This window comes from Ruegeria sp. AE4, from assembly GCF_056542185.1.
The window spans coordinates 104,266-118,933 of sequence record NZ_JBQFZK010000008.1 but is presented as its reverse complement, the minus strand read 5'-3'; the positions used below and the strand labels follow the sequence as shown (position 1 = coordinate 118,933).

At 57.1% G+C, this 14,668-nt stretch carries 14 protein-coding genes; 6 read left to right on the top strand and 8 right to left on the bottom strand.

Annotated features, from left to right (window positions below):
• Positions 1-98: 98 nt before the first annotated feature.
• Entirely contained in the window at positions 99-671 is a 573-nt protein-coding gene (locus ACR0EK_RS12095) for a TetR/AcrR family transcriptional regulator (protein WP_480488096.1), read from the bottom strand.
• 100 nt (positions 672-771) lie between these two features.
• Here ACR0EK_RS12095 and ACR0EK_RS12090 point away from each other — a divergent pair, with 100 nt between their 5' ends.
• Positions 772-1,338: a carboxymuconolactone decarboxylase family protein gene (locus ACR0EK_RS12090; RefSeq protein WP_480773996.1), complete on the top strand. Its 567-nt coding sequence runs from the start codon at positions 772-774 to the stop codon at positions 1,336-1,338.
• On the opposite strand, the gene recF is transcribed toward ACR0EK_RS12090, so the two are convergent.
• The 6 genes from recF to mutM form a co-directional block, all read right to left on the bottom strand.
• Complete coding sequence (recF, locus tag ACR0EK_RS12085; RefSeq protein ID WP_480900093.1) at positions 1,335-2,432, bottom strand: DNA replication/repair protein RecF; 1,098 nt, start codon at positions 2,430-2,432, stop codon at positions 1,335-1,337. The two genes, ACR0EK_RS12090 and recF, sit on opposite strands and share 4 nt — an antisense overlap.
• A gap of 59 nt (positions 2,433-2,491) precedes the next feature.
• Positions 2,492-3,613, bottom strand: a complete 1,122-nt coding sequence (dnaN, locus tag ACR0EK_RS12080) for a DNA polymerase III subunit beta (protein WP_267363127.1) — start codon at positions 3,611-3,613, stop codon at positions 2,492-2,494.
• A gap of 224 nt (positions 3,614-3,837) precedes the next feature.
• The gene (dnaA, locus tag ACR0EK_RS12075) at positions 3,838-5,223 is read right to left on the bottom strand and encodes a chromosomal replication initiator protein DnaA (protein WP_209507181.1); all 1,386 of its coding nucleotides are present in this window, start codon (positions 5,221-5,223) and stop codon (positions 3,838-3,840) included.
• 555 nt (positions 5,224-5,778) lie between these two features.
• Positions 5,779-6,042, bottom strand: a complete 264-nt coding sequence (gene rpsT / locus ACR0EK_RS12070; RefSeq protein WP_039541017.1) for a 30S ribosomal protein S20 — start codon at positions 6,040-6,042, stop codon at positions 5,779-5,781.
• Between the two features lie 225 nt (positions 6,043-6,267).
• Positions 6,268-7,044 (bottom strand): enoyl-CoA hydratase, encoded by a 777-nt coding sequence (locus ACR0EK_RS12065; protein WP_267363125.1) that lies wholly within the window; start codon positions 7,042-7,044, stop codon positions 6,268-6,270.
• A 66-nt stretch (positions 7,045-7,110) separates the two neighbouring features.
• On the bottom strand, positions 7,111-7,962 hold the full coding sequence (gene mutM, locus ACR0EK_RS12060) for a bifunctional DNA-formamidopyrimidine glycosylase/DNA-(apurinic or apyrimidinic site) lyase (protein WP_480773995.1): 852 nt from the start codon (positions 7,960-7,962) through the stop codon (positions 7,111-7,113).
• 86 nt (positions 7,963-8,048) lie between these two features.
• Here mutM and ubiE point away from each other — a divergent pair, with 86 nt between their 5' ends.
• Together ubiE and ubiB are read left to right on the top strand one after the other, a co-directional pair.
• On the top strand, positions 8,049-8,801 hold the full coding sequence (gene ubiE / locus ACR0EK_RS12055; RefSeq protein WP_480900015.1) for a bifunctional demethylmenaquinone methyltransferase/2-methoxy-6-polyprenyl-1,4-benzoquinol methylase UbiE: 753 nt from the start codon (positions 8,049-8,051) through the stop codon (positions 8,799-8,801).
• A gap of 3 nt (positions 8,802-8,804) precedes the next feature.
• Complete coding sequence (gene ubiB / locus ACR0EK_RS12050; protein WP_480900017.1) at positions 8,805-10,334, top strand: 2-polyprenylphenol 6-hydroxylase; 1,530 nt, start codon at positions 8,805-8,807, stop codon at positions 10,332-10,334.
• A 96-nt stretch (positions 10,335-10,430) separates the two neighbouring features.
• Here the strand turns inward: ubiB and ACR0EK_RS12045 are convergent, their stop codons facing one another.
• Positions 10,431-11,606: an acetyl-CoA C-acyltransferase family protein gene (locus ACR0EK_RS12045; protein ID WP_480488107.1), complete on the bottom strand. Its 1,176-nt coding sequence runs from the start codon at positions 11,604-11,606 to the stop codon at positions 10,431-10,433.
• A 116-nt stretch (positions 11,607-11,722) separates the two neighbouring features.
• Here ACR0EK_RS12045 and ACR0EK_RS12040 point away from each other — a divergent pair, with 116 nt between their 5' ends.
• The 3 genes from ACR0EK_RS12040 to tdh all read left to right on the top strand — a co-directional run bounded on the left by ACR0EK_RS12040 (position 11,723) and on the right by tdh (position 14,624).
• Positions 11,723-12,286 (top strand): helix-turn-helix domain-containing protein, encoded by a 564-nt coding sequence (locus ACR0EK_RS12040; RefSeq protein WP_209507187.1) that lies wholly within the window; start codon positions 11,723-11,725, stop codon positions 12,284-12,286.
• Between the two features lie 110 nt (positions 12,287-12,396).
• Positions 12,397-13,581: a glycine C-acetyltransferase gene (locus ACR0EK_RS12035; RefSeq protein ID WP_480832896.1), complete on the top strand. Its 1,185-nt coding sequence runs from the start codon at positions 12,397-12,399 to the stop codon at positions 13,579-13,581.
• Between the two features lie 14 nt (positions 13,582-13,595).
• Positions 13,596-14,624 (top strand): L-threonine 3-dehydrogenase, encoded by a 1,029-nt coding sequence (gene tdh / locus ACR0EK_RS12030; RefSeq protein WP_480870617.1) that lies wholly within the window; start codon positions 13,596-13,598, stop codon positions 14,622-14,624.
• Positions 14,625-14,668 lie beyond the last annotated feature (44 nt).

Sequence of the window (14,668 nt, the reverse complement as noted above, 5' to 3'; positions counted from 1 at the left end):
TTATTTTGGTAACTTATACGTTTTCTGGTAGGGATTGTCACGCCATCCCCCAATATTTTGTGGTTTTCCGGATCGTTTTTTGCCGCCCCGAGAGGGGCTCACAAACGATCGATATCAGACGCGATATCCGCTGCAATTTGCGCCGCATCAACGTCTGTGCGTTCAGCGGACAAGCGCAGCCCCAGAATGTCTGACTGATACCTGGCCGCCAAACGATCCGGATCACGTCCCGCCCCGATTTCACCGGCATCCTGAGCCTTGCGAAACAGATCAGCGAAACAGTCTTTCATTTCCGCCATGTAATGCGCCGCCTGATCCGCAAGGTCATGATCCTTCGCCTTCAACTCGGCATATGTCTTTGCCAACATGCAGGCCTTTGCCGGGGTCTCGGCTGCTTCGATCACCAATCGGGGCTGTGCTTTCAGCGCCTCCTTCGGACCCAGTCTCTCAGCCAGGGCCTTTAGGCGCGCCAAACCTTCTTGCGTATAGCTTTCCAGCGTCAGCGCATAGAGCGCATCTTTCGACCCGAACGCCGCATAAAAACTGCCGGGCTTCAGCTTCAGTTCCCGCTCCAGATCCTTCAGCGATGTACCAGCCCAGCCCTGACGCCAGAAGATATCCTTCGCCTTCGCGATCAACACGTCACGATCGTATGCGGGTTTGCGGGGCATCAGCATCACCAATTCTTGAACGTTCACTCAAATATATACTTGAGCGATCACTCAAGAAACCCTAAATACGACCCATCGCGCCAGAAACAGGAGTTCCGACATGGCCAATTTCCCGTCTCACGACCTCGAAACCGCGCCTGAAGCATCCAAACCGCTGCTGCAAAAGTCTCAGGCCGCTTTTGGTCGCTTGCCCGGCCTGCATAGGGTCATGGCCGAAAGCCCTCAACATCTGGAAGGCTACCAGATTTTGCACGGCCTGTTCCTGAAAACCGATTTCGACAATGATGAGAAAACCGTCGTCTGGCAGACCATCAATGTTGAAAACGAGTGCCACTACTGCGTGCCCGCCCACACAGGTATCGCCAAGATGATGAAGATATCGGATGAGATCTCGGACGCCCTGCGCAATGAAACCCCGCTGCCTTCAGCCAAGCTCGAAGCACTGCGCACCTTCACCCTAGAAGTGATGGAAACCCGCGGCAACCCGACCGAAGATCAGCTTCAGGCGTTCTTTGATGCGGGTTATTCCCATCGCGCGGTTCTGGATGTCGTGCTGGGTCTGGCCCAGAAAACCATGTCGAACTACATCAACCACATGGCCAAAACCCCGGTGGACGAGGTTATGCGCGGCTTTCTGTGGGAACGTAAAGTCAGCGAACCGGCCTAAGCAGTCACGACCGAACCCTCATCGCTTTCGGTAACGATCAGCGTCTGGGCCCGGTCGCCCAATTCCGCAAACAGTTCAGGCCCGGTACCGGTCATCCAGGCCTGAGCGCCCAGCGCGCAAATCTCGTCATAAAGCGCTGCACGCCGCCCAGCATCCAGATGCGCGGCCACTTCATCCAGCAGAACGATCGGAGGTGCGCCCAGCATTGCCGCAAGCGCCCGCGCATTGGACAGGATCAGCGACACCAAGAGCGCTTTCTGCTCACCAGTGGAACACTCCCTTGCCGGCACGCCTTTGGCCGCGAACACACCGTACAGGTCGGACCGATGCGGCCCCACCAGGGTCCGGCCTGCTGCCAGATCCCTGAACCGGCTCTCGCCCAACGCGTCTCGCAAATCTTCCGCCGTCTCGGGCATTGCGCCTTCGGTTTGCACCAATTCCAGTTCGGCCGACGGAAAGACTGTTTCCGCCCTATCCTGCGCTGCCCGCAGAAGATCCAGCGACCTCAACCGCGCGGTATGGATGCGATGCCCCGTCTCGGCCAACTGCCTTTCAAGCGCGGCGTACCAATGCGCATCCCTGATCTGCTCTTTCAGAAGGCGGTTACGTTCGCGCATCGCTTTTTCATAGATCAGCGATGCTTCAGCGTGGGCTGGGTCAAAACTCAGCGCGATACGGTCCAGAAACCGACGGCGCCCTTCCGCCCCTTCAATCCACAGACGGTCCATTGACGGGGTCAGCCAGACAACTCGCGCAAGTTTCCCCAGATCGATCTGCGTCGCCGACTTGCCATCAATTCGCACCTGTCGCGCTGCGCCGCCCTCGGACCAGGTTTCGATCTCAAACCGCTGCCCCTGAGCGTCCAGCAACCCAGACAGTTTCCAACCCAACGCCTCGGGCCGTCGGGTCATCTCGGCTGCACTCGCCCGCCGCATTCCGCGACCGGGTGAAAACAACGACACCGCTTCAAGAAGATTGGTCTTCCCGGCCCCATTTGGCCCGTGAATAGCAACGGGACGTCCGTCCAGAGACAACCGCGCCAGCTTATGAGATCGAAAATGCGAGACCGTAAGCTCGGTCAGGGCCAATCCCATGACCCCTCCCTTCATCTTTTCAAAAATACTCCCGCCGGAGGCATCGCGCGTCCGCGCGATCAGACGCGCATCGGCATGACGACGTATACAGCACTCAGGTCGTTGCCTTCACGCATCAATGTCGGGTCACCAGCCGAGTTGAACAGGAAAACTGCATTCTCACGATCCACCTGAGACGCAATCTCCAACAGGTATTTGGCGTTGAACCCGATCTCCAACCGCTCATCCCCGTAAGCGACAGCCAATTCTTCCTCGGCGGCGCCACTGTCGGGTGCATTCACCGACAAGATCAGCTTGTCGCCTTCCAATTGCAGCTTCACTGCCCGCGACCGCTCCGACGAAACAGTTGCCACGCGATCCACGGCCTGCGCGAATTCAGCAGCATCCACTTCAAGCTTGCGGGTGTTTCCTTGCGGGATAACGCGTGTGTAGTCGGGGAAGGTGCCGTCAATAACCTTCGACGTCAGCGTGATATCCGGCGTGGCAAAGCGTACCTTGGTTTCACTGACCGAAACGGCGATATCCATCTCGTCGTCATCCAGCAGCTTGCGCAACTCGCCCACTGTTTTGCGGGGCACGATCACGCCCGGCATATCCGCCGCGCCATCCGGCAAATCTGCGTCGATCCTCGCAAGCCGGTGGCCATCGGTGGCCACACAACGCAACACTTTTCCACCCTCGGACCCATCTGCCACATGCATGTAGACACCGTTCAGATAGTACCGGGTCTCTTCGGTCGAGATGGCGAATTTCGACTTGTCAAACAACCGGCGAAGCAATGCCGCCGAAGCGGTGAAATTCGATTGATACTCAGACGATGCCATCACCGGAAAATCTTCCTTCGGCAGTGTCGCCAGCGAAAAATTCGACCGCCCCGCTTCAACTGTCAGCCGTCCAGCGGCGCTGTCAGCAGTCAGTGTCACCAGCGCACCGTCGGGCAGTTTGCGCACAATCTCATGCAGGGTTGTTGCCGCAACGGTCGTCGCGCCTGCCTTTTCGACCTGTGCGGGTGCCTTATCGACCACTTCGATATCCAGATCGGTGGCACGGAACTGGACCTGATCGCCTTCGGCCTCGATCAGGACATTGGCAAGTATGGGAATGGTATTGCGACGTTCTACAACGGACTGGGCCTGCGAAACGGCCTTAAGAAGGGTGCCGCGTTCAATGCTGATCTTCATACCCTCAATTCCTCTGACTTGCGTACCGACATGGGCGGGACTGGCACGTTAGCGGTTCCACCCCGAGGCACAAGGATTTTTTACGGATTTCTGGGTTGGAATGCAGCAACCGTCAAGTGCGGCGTGCCCAACGGGCCTCAGTTCTGGTGCAACCGTGGATTATTACGCACAAAAAACGCCCCGGAACAGAGGCCCGAAGCGTTCCTTAGCGCTGCTGGCCCGGTTCAGGCTTCGAGAGACCTGCGTAGCATTTCCACGTCTTCAGCGATCTGGCCATCGGTCAGTTTCAGCTCTTCAATGCGCTTGACGCCATGCATGACCGTGGTGTGGTCGCGCCCGCCGAACCGACGGCCGATCTCTGGCAGCGATCGGCTGGTCAGCTGCTTGCAAAGATACATCGCCACCTGACGGGGGCGCGCGTAGGATCGCAGGCGCTTGGGACCGATGATATCGGACATGCGGATGTTGTAGTATTCGGATACTTTCCGCTGGATTTCTTCAACCGTGATCTTGCGCTCGGATGCGCGCAGGACATCTGCCAGACAATCCTGCGTCAGCTCCATGTCGATCTCGCGCCCAACCAGCGAGGCAAAGGCAAACAGACGTGTCAGAGCACCTTCCAGCACGCGGACATTGGTTGAGATTCGATGGGCCAGAAACTCAAGAACGCCATCCGCAATCGTCAGATCAGGATAGGAGCTGCTGTATTGCTGGACCTTGTTTTGCAGAATGCCCAGGCGCAATTCATAGTCGGTCGGATGCAGGTCAACGACCAGACCACATTGCAGGCGCGACTTTACACGATCTTCCAGATCCTTGATTTCGCCCGGGGCGCGGTCGGCCGAAATGATGATCTGCTTGTTCTGATCCACCAGCGCGTTGAACGTATGGAAAAACTCTTCCTGAGTAGAATCCTTTCCGGCAATGAACTGCACGTCGTCGACCATCAGCACATCGACCGAACGGAACAAATGCTTGAAATCCATCATCCGGCGTTCCCGCAGGGCCTGCACGAAGCGATACATGAACTGTTCGGCTGACAGGTACAGGACATTCAGTTCCGGATGCTTGGTTTTCAGCTCCCAGGCAATGGCGTGCATCAGGTGGGTCTTACCCAGACCCACTCCGCCGTACAGAACAAGCGGGTTGAATGTGACCGGGCCACCTTCGGACACGCGGCGCGCGGCAGCATGGGCCAGCTCGTTGGGTTTGCCCACCACGAAACTGTCAAAGGTGAAACGCGAATCCAGCGGCGCGGCCTGCAACGACTCCAAAGCGTTCTGCGCACTATCCGTAGCGACTGTGGGTACCGGCTCTGGCCGAGTTTCGGCGACCACCTTGGCTGCGGGCTTGGGGCGTGCGGGCGAGTTGGCGGCAACACGGAAATCCAGACGCTGAACGGTTTCCCCAGCCGTATTCAGCTCGTACAAGATAAGGTCCGCAAAATTCTGGCTGACGTAATTCCCCATAAAGTTCGTTGGCACGGAAAAAACCGCCACACCATCCTGCAGCTCTTTAAATTCCAGAGGCTCGATCCAAGTGGTGAAATTATTCCGACCGACAGCCTTCAGCAATTTGTTACGCAGTAGTCCCCATTTCTCTTGTGTCATTCAGCGCCTCACGCATCCCATTCTTATTGGCCTGTCGGCCTTATCATACGAAGCCGGTTGCCCGGTCTTGTATTCACACGCCCAAAGGGAACCTATCGCCAAACCTAACGGTTTGGCGGGATTGCCCCTGAAAGTTCGGTGCACCCGGATTTTCGACGCTCAACAAAAAATGAGCGTCCCGAAACTCGGGCTGCACGTCACAATCTCAATTTTCAGACAGGGCCGAGAATCCCGGATAACCCGGACTTCGCGGCAAATCGGCAGCCCAGCTTGCGCCAGTCGTCGACGAATGTTTCCTGATCGATCTGATGCCCGTCAGTCCGATCGAGTAAACAGCCTGTCCCCCCAAGCGAGTGAATCGCTGACATCAGTGGTAGCAACTTGAAATGGGGCGCGGCAACGAAACTCTGATATTGACTCGGGTCTTTGGTCGAAAGAATCTCTCGGTTTCGTGAAGGCGCGGTATTCCGGCAACACGAAAAAAGGCGCCGCAATGCGCAGCGCCTTTGACATTAGTTCAGCCTTGCTGACTTGACCTAAGGTAACCCGCGGGCTTTAGCCCAGAGCTTTGACCCGGGCCGACAGGCGCGACATTTTACGCGCGGCAGTGTTCTTGTGGAACACGCCTTTGGTGACGCCGCGCATCAGCTCAGGCTGGGCGGCGCGCAGTGCTGCGGTTGCCGCATCTTTGTCACCGGATGCAATCGCTTCTTCGACTTTACGCAGATAGGTGCGGATGCGCGAACGACGCGCTTTGTTAACAGCGAAACGCTTCTCGTTCTGACGGGCGCGTTTCTTTGCCTGGGGCGAATTTGCCATGTATCTCTGACCTTCGTTCGGTACGGTTATCAAGGGTTGCGCGCCACGGATATATCCGCACCGGATCAGAAATCACGAGTGTGAGTCGGGCCAAGCGGGCCGCACGCGCATGTATTGCGGCGCTCAATACCGAACATTTCAAGGATTGCCAAGCCGATTCTTGGGGCTCACAAACCGGGTAAAGAAAAGGCGGGCATAGCCCGCCGTTCATTAGTCTCTTGCGTTTTACTTGTCGCGAAACTGCGCAGCCCGCTTTTCAAGAAACGCCGCCATGCCCTCTTTCTGGTCCTCGGTGGCAAACATGGAATGGAAGACGCGACGCTCAAACAGCATTCCTTCACTCAGCGGAAGCTCGTAACTGCGATTGACCGCTTCTTTTGCCGCCGCCGCCGTCAGTGCCGATTTCTCGGCTATTTTTTGCGCCGCACCAACGGCTTCCTCGATCAGCTTCTTGGCCGGTACGACCCGGCTGACCAAACCAGCGCGCTCGGCTTCGTCCGCGTCCATAAACCGACCAGTCAGGTTCATGTCCATCGCCTTGGACTTGCCGACAAAGCGCGTCAAACGCTGGGTGCCGCCCAACCCGGCTATGACGCCAAGGTTGATTTCAGGCTGGCCGAATTTTGCAGTGTCCGCAGCAATGATGAAATCGCAAAGCATTGCCAACTCGCATCCCCCACCCAGAGCATAGCCCGCAACCGCGGCGATGATCGGTTTGCGAATCGCCAAAACCCGGTTGTTTGCATCAGCAAAAAGATTGGTGGTGTAGACATCGACAAAGCTCATCTCGGACATTTCCCTGATGTCCGCGCCTGCGGCAAAGGCCTTGTCCGATCCGGTGATGACGATGCAACGCACCTTGTCGTTGCTGTCTGCCTCTTCCAGCGCGGTACACAACTCACCCAGCAACTGGGAGTTCAGCGCATTCAACGCATCCGGTCTGTCGAGTTTGATTAGGGCGACGTGGTCTTCGATTTCGACGATGATCGTCTCAAAAGCCATGAGAAAAAAGCTTCCGGTTGTTCCGTTCAGTTACGAGTCCTTACCACGCGAATTCTCTGGATCAAGCTATCTTTGGCATTGCGCACAGTAGAAGGATGAGCGACCGGACTGGGTGATTCTCTGGATCAGACCAGTGCAACCTTCGGTGCGGCAGGGCTTTCCTTCGCGACCGTAGACATCAAAGCTGTGCTGAAAATATCCAAGTTCTCCATCAGCTTGGCGGAAATCCCGCAGGGATGATCCGCCTGCTTCGATCGCGTCCTGCAACACCCTCCGAATGATGGGAACCAGCGATGCGACACGTGCCGCAGATATTTGCCCTGCTTTGCGACGTGGCGACACCTTGCCGCGATAAAGCGCCTCGCAAACATAGATATTCCCCAATCCGGCAACGATTCCCTGATCCAGCAGAGCTGATTTGACAGGGGTATTCCTGCCTTTAAATGCTTCAATCAGGTGTTGCTCATGGAAATCATTACCCAAGGGCTCTGGTCCCAGAACCGCCAGAAGCTTGTGATCTTCGGCCGTGGCTGTGGGCAGTAGGTCCATCGCCCCGAACCGGCGTGGGTCGTTAAAGGTGATACGCGCCCCGTTGGCCATGTGAATAACAACATGGTCATGTTTCTCAACGGCAGGATGTTCGCGCAGGAAATGACCCAGTGGGTCCCCTGACACCGTCATTCGCCCCGACATCCCCAGATGTATCAACAAGGTCTCGCCACTGCTGAGATCGGCCAGGATGTATTTTGATCGCCGCCTTAACCGATCCACCCGCTGCCCGGTCAGCCGTTCTGCCATGCGTTCGGGAAATGGCCAGCGCAGATCCGGGCGGTTCACATCGGCGCGTTCTATCACTATGCCCTCCATCGCGGGAACAAGACCCCGTCTTACTGTCTCGACCTCGGGCAATTCTGGCATTACAGGGCTCCTATTCCAAAGGGCCGCATTGTACCCCGCTTCCAGAGCCCTATAACAGAAGCGAAATTCGACAAACGGCAAGGCTTATGTCCGACAACAGCGACAACACCACTCATTTCGGGTTCGAAACCGTACGCGAGGCTGACAAGGCCGGGCGCGTGCAGGGCGTGTTCAACTCGGTCGCCTCGAAATATGACGTGATGAACGACGTCATGTCGATGGGTATCCACCGGGTCTGGAAAGACGCGATGATGGACTGGCTGGCACCACGCCCCGGTCAGCGTTTGCTGGATGTTGCAGGCGGAACCGGTGACATTTCCTTTCGCTTTCTGAAACGTGCAGGCTATGGCCATGCCACGGTTCTTGATCTGACAGAACCCATGCTGATCGAAGGCCGGCAACGCGCAGAAGCCGACCAGATGGCCGACAGCCTGAACTGGGTGGTGGGCGATGCCATGGCCCTGCCATTCGAAGACAACACCTTTGACGTCTACACGATTTCTTTCGGCATCCGGAACGTGACCCGCCCGCAAGAGGCCCTGAACGAAGCCTTTCGCGTGCTGAAACCCGGTGGCCGCCTGATGGTACTGGAGTTCAGTCAGCTTCCCAATGACGGGCTGCAGAAGCTCTATGACCTCTACAGCTTCAATGTCATTCCACGCATGGGAAAGCTGATCGCGAATGATTACGACAGCTATCAGTATCTGGTGGAGTCGATCCGCAAGTTCCCCGATCAGGAAACCTTCCTGAACATGGTCCGAACTGCTGGCTTCGAAAACGCGAAATTCCGCAATCTCAGCATGGGTATCGCCGCGCTGCATTCCGGCTGGAAGATCTGACGCATGCGTGGTCCCCACAACATCATCCGCCTGATCCGTACAGGCGCAACGCTTGAGCGCACCGGTGCCATGAACGTGGTCCTCGACGCGTTCGAGGCGCCAAGGGCTATCCGGTTTCTTGCCCACGCTCTAGGCAAACCGTTTTGGTGGCTGGGTTACAAGGGCGACCCGGATATGCCGCCTGCAACACGTGCACTCACCGCTTTGGGCCCGGCCTACATCAAGTTTGGTCAGGTGCTTTCTACGCGCCCGGATGTAGTAGGCAATGAACTGGCTGTGCAACTTCGTGTTTTGCAGGACAAGCTGCCGCCGTTCTCGAAAGCCGTGGCTTTGGCCGAAGTGGAAAAGGAACTGGGGCAGCCTGTTGCCGAGATATTCTGCGATTTCAGTGAACCCATTGCAGCCGCGTCCATTGCTCAGGTCCACAAAGCCAAACTTGTTAGCACGGGCGAGGATGTCGCCGTCAAAGTTCTGCGCCCAGGGATTGAGCGCGCATTTCGCAAGGACGTGGACGCGTTTTACTTCGCCGCTCGCATAGTCGATTTGTTTGCGCCGGGTGCTCGCCGATTGCGTCCGATGGAGGTCATTGAACATTTCGATGGCGTTGTACGGGGTGAACTGGATCTGCGTCTGGAAAGCGCTGCTGCCTCGGAATATGCGGCCAACACAAAAGACGACAAAGGGTTCTGGCTGCCGCCTATATTGTGGTCACTGTCGGCACGGCGCGTGATGACACTCAGCTGGGCCGACGGTGTTCCATTGGGTGAAAATGACGCACTGGACGCCGCTGGCCACGATCGCCGCGATCTGGCTGAACGTGTGCTGCGCCTGTTCCTTCTTCACGCCCTGCGCGACGGCTATTTCCACGCCGATATGCATCAGGGCAACCTCAAGGTCGCCGCCAACGGTGATATCATCGCTTATGATTACGGTATCATGGGCCATATCGACGAATACACGCGCCGGGTCTATGCCGAGATTCTGTTCGGTTTCATCCGCCGCGACTACAAGCGCGTAGCCGAAGTGCATTTCGAAGCTGGTTACGTTCCTGCACACCAGGACGTCGATGAATTCGCCCGCGCCCTGCGTGCGGTTGGTGAGCCCATCTTCGGTATGGATGCCTCGCATATTTCGATGGGCCGTTTGCTAAGCTATCTGTTCGAAGTGACAGAGCGTTTTGGCATGGAAACCCGAACCGAGCTGATCCTTCTACAGCGCACGATGGTCGTGGTTGAAGGCGTTGCCCGGTCACTGGACGACCACATCAATATCTGGGAAGTTGCCCGCCCCGTGGTCGAAGATTACATCAAACAATCCATCGGCCCGCGCGCCGCGCTTCGTGACTTTGCCAAAACCGCTATGGTTCTGGCACGCTTTGGTCCGCGCCTGCCGACATTGGTCGAAAACGCGTTGATTGCACAGACGCACAAAGAAGAACCGGAAAACTCGGGTCTGTTGCCAAAAATCCTACCCGCCGCTCTCGGTGCGGTTGCCGGCGCAGCCATAGTTCTGTTGATCACTACACTCGGCTGATTGTGATCCGCAGGTTCATCTGGCTAAAAATATCCTCGGGGGGAATCGCGCCTTGCGCGATGGGGGGCAGACAGCCCCCCTTTGCCCAGACCCGGATCAGAGCCGCTCGATGGCAATGGCGATCCCCTGACCACCACCAATACACATGGTGATCAACCCTTTTGATCCGCCTGTGCGCTCCAGCTCATAAAGCGTCTTCATGGTAATGATGGCGCCCGTCGCACCGACAGGATGCCCCAGCGCAATCGCACCTCCATTCGGGTTCACCTTCGCTGCATTCAACCCAAGCTCCTGGTTGACGGCCAGCGCCTGCGCGGCAAATGCTTCGTTGCTTTCGATCACATCAAAGTCTTCCACTGACAAACCCGTCCTCCTGAGCAGGTTTTGCACAGCCGGTACCGGGCCAATACCCATGACTTCGGGGCGCACGCCAGCATGTGCATATCCGATCACGCGCGCTTTTGGCTTCAACCCGGCCTTTTCCGCCGCGTCTGCCGTTGCCAGCACCATCGCCGCCGCACCGTCGTTGATGCCCGAGGCATTGCCCGCCGTCACACGCCCATCTTTCTTGAACACTGGTCGCAACCCGGCCAGCGCATCGGCTGTCGTCGCTTTGGGATGCTCATCAACTTTGAAATCCACCATGTCGCGCTTGACCTTCACCTGAACGGGCACGATCTGGCTTTCGAAATATCCGGCTTCAATTGCGGCTGCCGCGCGGGTCTGGCTGGTCAGGGCGAAGTCGTCCATCTGTTCACGGCTGATCTGGTGTTCATCGGCAACGTTCTCGGCCGTCACACCCATGTGCCCTGTGCCAAAGGGGCAGTTCAACGCACCCAGCATCATGTCCAGCGAAGTGACATCACCCATTTTCGCGCCCCAGCGTGCCTGTGGAACAATGTAAGGGCTGCGCGACATGCTTTCTGCGCCACCTGCCACAGCGAAATCGGCATCGCCAAGCATCAAGGACTGCATCGCCGACACGATCGCCTGTGCGCCCGAGCCACACAGACGGTTTACATTCATCGCAGGGGTGCCATTCGGAATCCCAGCCTGCATCGCGGCAACACGCGACAGGTACATGTCCCGAGGCTCGGTATTGATGACGTGGCCAAATACAACATGCCCGATTTGCGCACCTTCTACCCCTGACCGTTCTAAGGCCGCTTCGGTGACCACCGTCGCCAGATCAATGGGTGCGGTTGACGCAAGTGCGCCACCGAAAGTTCCAATCGCGGTGCGCGCACCATCCAGCAATACGATGTCTGTCATGTCTTTCTCCTCTTGGAATCGTCGTCAGTATGCACATGCAGCATGATCCTGTCCTATAGGACGTGCCGTCACGGATGGAATTGACAAGCCGGGTCCCAACACGCATGGATTCCGTCATGACGGAGAATACAGACGATATCCTGAACCTTTTGCCTGCTCGCCTGAAAGAAGCACGCCGGGCCAAAGGACTGTCGCTGGAAGCAGTCGCAAACCTCAGTGGCGTATCCAGGTCCATGGTAAGCCAGATCGAACGCGGTGAAAGCAGCCCGACGATCTCGACCCTCTGGAACCTGACCCGTGCATTACAGGTGGATTTTGCCGGTCTTCTGGAAGGATCAAAAGCCAGTGATCAGATCGAGGTGCTGCGCGCGTCCGAAGTGCCCAGCATCGACAATATGGGGCAGAACTGTCGCATTCGCATCCTGTCCCCACCGGAAGAGGCCGGTGGTCATGAGGTTTATGATATCGAGTTCGACACAGGCGGGGCCTTGAACAGTCAGCCCCATGCGCGCGGCGCGCACGAACAGCTGACAGTGCTGGAAGGCACCGTCAAGGTTACATCGGGCAGTGCCGTGTCGGAACTGAGCCAAGGGGACACCGCCCGCTATGCCGCGGATATCGTGCATTCCATCTCGGCCAAAGAACCAGCGCGGGTGTTCTTGATCGTAAAGAACGCCTGATGTCAGCAAATTTCCGCCTTCACGGAAAATTTTCCTGTATATTGAAATTCCCCTATTTGGGAAATTCATCCGCTATGTTAGATATGCGACTCAGTTGAACGGAGGTCGCCATGGCAGATGCATTCCTGTCCCATATCACGGACACACTCGCACAAATCGAATCCGAGGGGCTGTATAAGCGCGAACGAATGATCACCTCGCCTCAGGGCGGTGAGATTACGGTGGGCGGCAAACGGGTGATCAACCTGTGCGCCAACAACTATCTGGGTCTTGCGGATCACCCCGCGCTGATCGAGGCCGCAACAAATGCGATGGGTCCGAAGGGTTTCGGCATGGCCTCGGTCCGGTTCATTTGTGGGACGCAGGATATTCACCGTGAACTGGAACAGCGGTTGGCCAAGTTCCTGAACAAGGACGATGCGATCCTGTTCGCGGCCTGTTTTGATGCCAATGGCGGGCTGTTCGAACCGTTGCTGGGGCCTGAAGATGCCATCATTTCGGACAGTCTGAACCACGCCTCTATCATTGACGGGGTGCGGCTGTGCAAAGCCAAGCGCTATCGCTATCTGAACAATGACATGAATGACCTTGAAGCGTGGCTGAAGCAGGCGCGCGAGGATGGCGCGCGTCATATCATGATCGCAACCGATGGCGTGTTCTCGATGGATGGCTATTTGGCCAACTTGCCGAAAATTCGCGAACTGGCTGATAAATACGATGCCATCGTCATGGTCGATGATTGCCATGCAACAGGCTTCATGGGGCCGCGCGGCGCCGGAACACCGGATCACTTTGGTGTTGATGTCGACATTCTGACAGGAACTTTGGGCAAGGCACTTGGGGGGGCAATCGGCGGCTACATCGCCGGGCCGCAGCCAGTGATCGACCTGCTGCGGCAGCGGGCGCGGCCCTATCTGTTCTCGAATTCGCTGCCGCCATCCATCGTCGCCGCAGGACTTGAGGCAATCCGCCTGGTCGAAGAAGGCGACATTCTACGCGCGCAGTTATTCGGAAACGCAAAGTACTGGCGTGCCGGTCTGGAAAAGCTTGGCTTTGACCTTTTGCCCGGTGAACATCCGATTATCCCTGTCATGCTGGGCGATGCAACGCTGGCACAAGAGATGGCCGCCAAGCTGTTTGACGAGGGCGTGTATGTCTCGGGCTTCTTCTTTCCTGTTGTTCCCCGCGGACAGGCGCGGATCAGAACGCAGATGAACGCCGCCCTGACACGAGACGAACTGGACCGCGCGCTGGCGGCCTTTGGCAAGGTTGGCAAGGAACTGGGGGTGATCTGATGCGACCCAACACGATGAAAGCGCTGGAAAAGTCGAAACCTGAAGAAGGGTTGTGGATGGTACAGGCCCCGGTCCCTGAAATCGGGCCTGATGAGGTACTGATCAAGATCAACAAGACCGGAATTTGCGGTACCGACATTCACATCTGGAACTGGGATGAGTGGGCCTCTCACACCGTTCCGGTTCCGATGATCACTGGTCATGAGTTCGCCGGAGAAATCGTCGAGATTGGGCGCAACGTCACTGGCCTGGACGTTGGGCAGCGCTGTTCCGGCGAAGGGCATCTGATCGGCACTGAAAGCCGTCAAAGCCGCGCAGGCAAATTTCACCTCGACCCCGGTACGCGCGGGATCGGGGTGAATGAACAGGGCGCGTTTGCGCAATACCTGAAATTGCCTGCCTTCAACGTTGTTCCCCTGCCGGACGATATCCCGGATGAGATCGGGGCAATCCTTGATCCGCTGGGCAATGCTGTACACACCGCGCTCAGCTTTGACCTTCTGGGCGAGGACGTCCTGATCACCGGCGCAGGACCCATCGGCATCATGGCCGCCGCCGTTGCCCGCCATGCAGGCGCCCGCAATGTTGTGATTACAGACATTAACGCCGAACGGTTGAAACTGGCGGAACATGTGGTGCCGTCGGTGCGGACCGTTGATGTTTCCAAACAAGATTTGCACGATGTCATCGCACAGCTTGGAATGAAAGAAGGCTTTGATGTGGGGCTTGAAATGTCCGGCTCACAAGCCGCGCTTGACCAGATGGTCGAGGCGCTTGTGATGGGTGGGAAAATCGCCCTGCTGGGGATACCGCCGGGGAAATCTCCGGTCGACTGGTCGCGTATCGTTTTCAAGGCGATCACAATCAAGGGTGTCTATGGTCGCGAGATGTTCGAGACCTGGTACAAGATGATCGCCATGCTGCAAAACGGTTTGGATGTGTCCCGCGTGATCACGCATCGCTTTGAGGTTGATGATTTTGCGGATGGATTTGCCGCGATGAAATCCGGCCTCTCTGGCAAGGTTGTCCTTGACTGGACCTAACCCGCTGGAAAGTTACGAACTCAACGCCTAGACAGGTGCAAGGA

Coding starts and splice junctions, on each gene's coding strand:
- ACR0EK_RS12045 (WP_480488107.1), bottom strand. CDS start 11,606: ATGACAGACATCGTATTGCTGGATGGTGCGCGCACCGCGATTGGAACT.
- dnaA (WP_209507181.1), bottom strand. CDS start 5,223: ATGACACAAGAGAAATGGGGACTACTGCGTAACAAATTGCTGAAGGCT.
- tdh (WP_480870617.1), top strand. CDS start 13,596: ATGAAAGCGCTGGAAAAGTCGAAACCTGAAGAAGGGTTGTGGATGGTA.
- ubiE (WP_480900015.1), top strand. CDS start 8,049: ATGTCCGACAACAGCGACAACACCACTCATTTCGGGTTCGAAACCGTA.
- ACR0EK_RS12065 (WP_267363125.1), bottom strand. CDS start 7,044: ATGGCTTTTGAGACGATCATCGTCGAAATCGAAGACCACGTCGCCCTA.
- ubiB (WP_480900017.1), top strand. CDS start 8,805: ATGCGTGGTCCCCACAACATCATCCGCCTGATCCGTACAGGCGCAACG.
- ACR0EK_RS12040 (WP_209507187.1), top strand. CDS start 11,723: ATGACGGAGAATACAGACGATATCCTGAACCTTTTGCCTGCTCGCCTG.
- ACR0EK_RS12090 (WP_480773996.1), top strand. CDS start 772: ATGGCCAATTTCCCGTCTCACGACCTCGAAACCGCGCCTGAAGCATCC.
- rpsT (WP_039541017.1), bottom strand. CDS start 6,042: ATGGCAAATTCGCCCCAGGCAAAGAAACGCGCCCGTCAGAACGAGAAG.
- mutM (WP_480773995.1), bottom strand. CDS start 7,962: ATGCCAGAATTGCCCGAGGTCGAGACAGTAAGACGGGGTCTTGTTCCC.
- ACR0EK_RS12095 (WP_480488096.1), bottom strand. CDS start 671: ATGCCCCGCAAACCCGCATACGATCGTGACGTGTTGATCGCGAAGGCG.
- ACR0EK_RS12035 (WP_480832896.1), top strand. CDS start 12,397: ATGGCAGATGCATTCCTGTCCCATATCACGGACACACTCGCACAAATC.
- dnaN (WP_267363127.1), bottom strand. CDS start 3,613: ATGAAGATCAGCATTGAACGCGGCACCCTTCTTAAGGCCGTTTCGCAG.
- recF (WP_480900093.1), bottom strand. CDS start 2,432: ATGGGATTGGCCCTGACCGAGCTTACGGTCTCGCATTTTCGATCTCAT.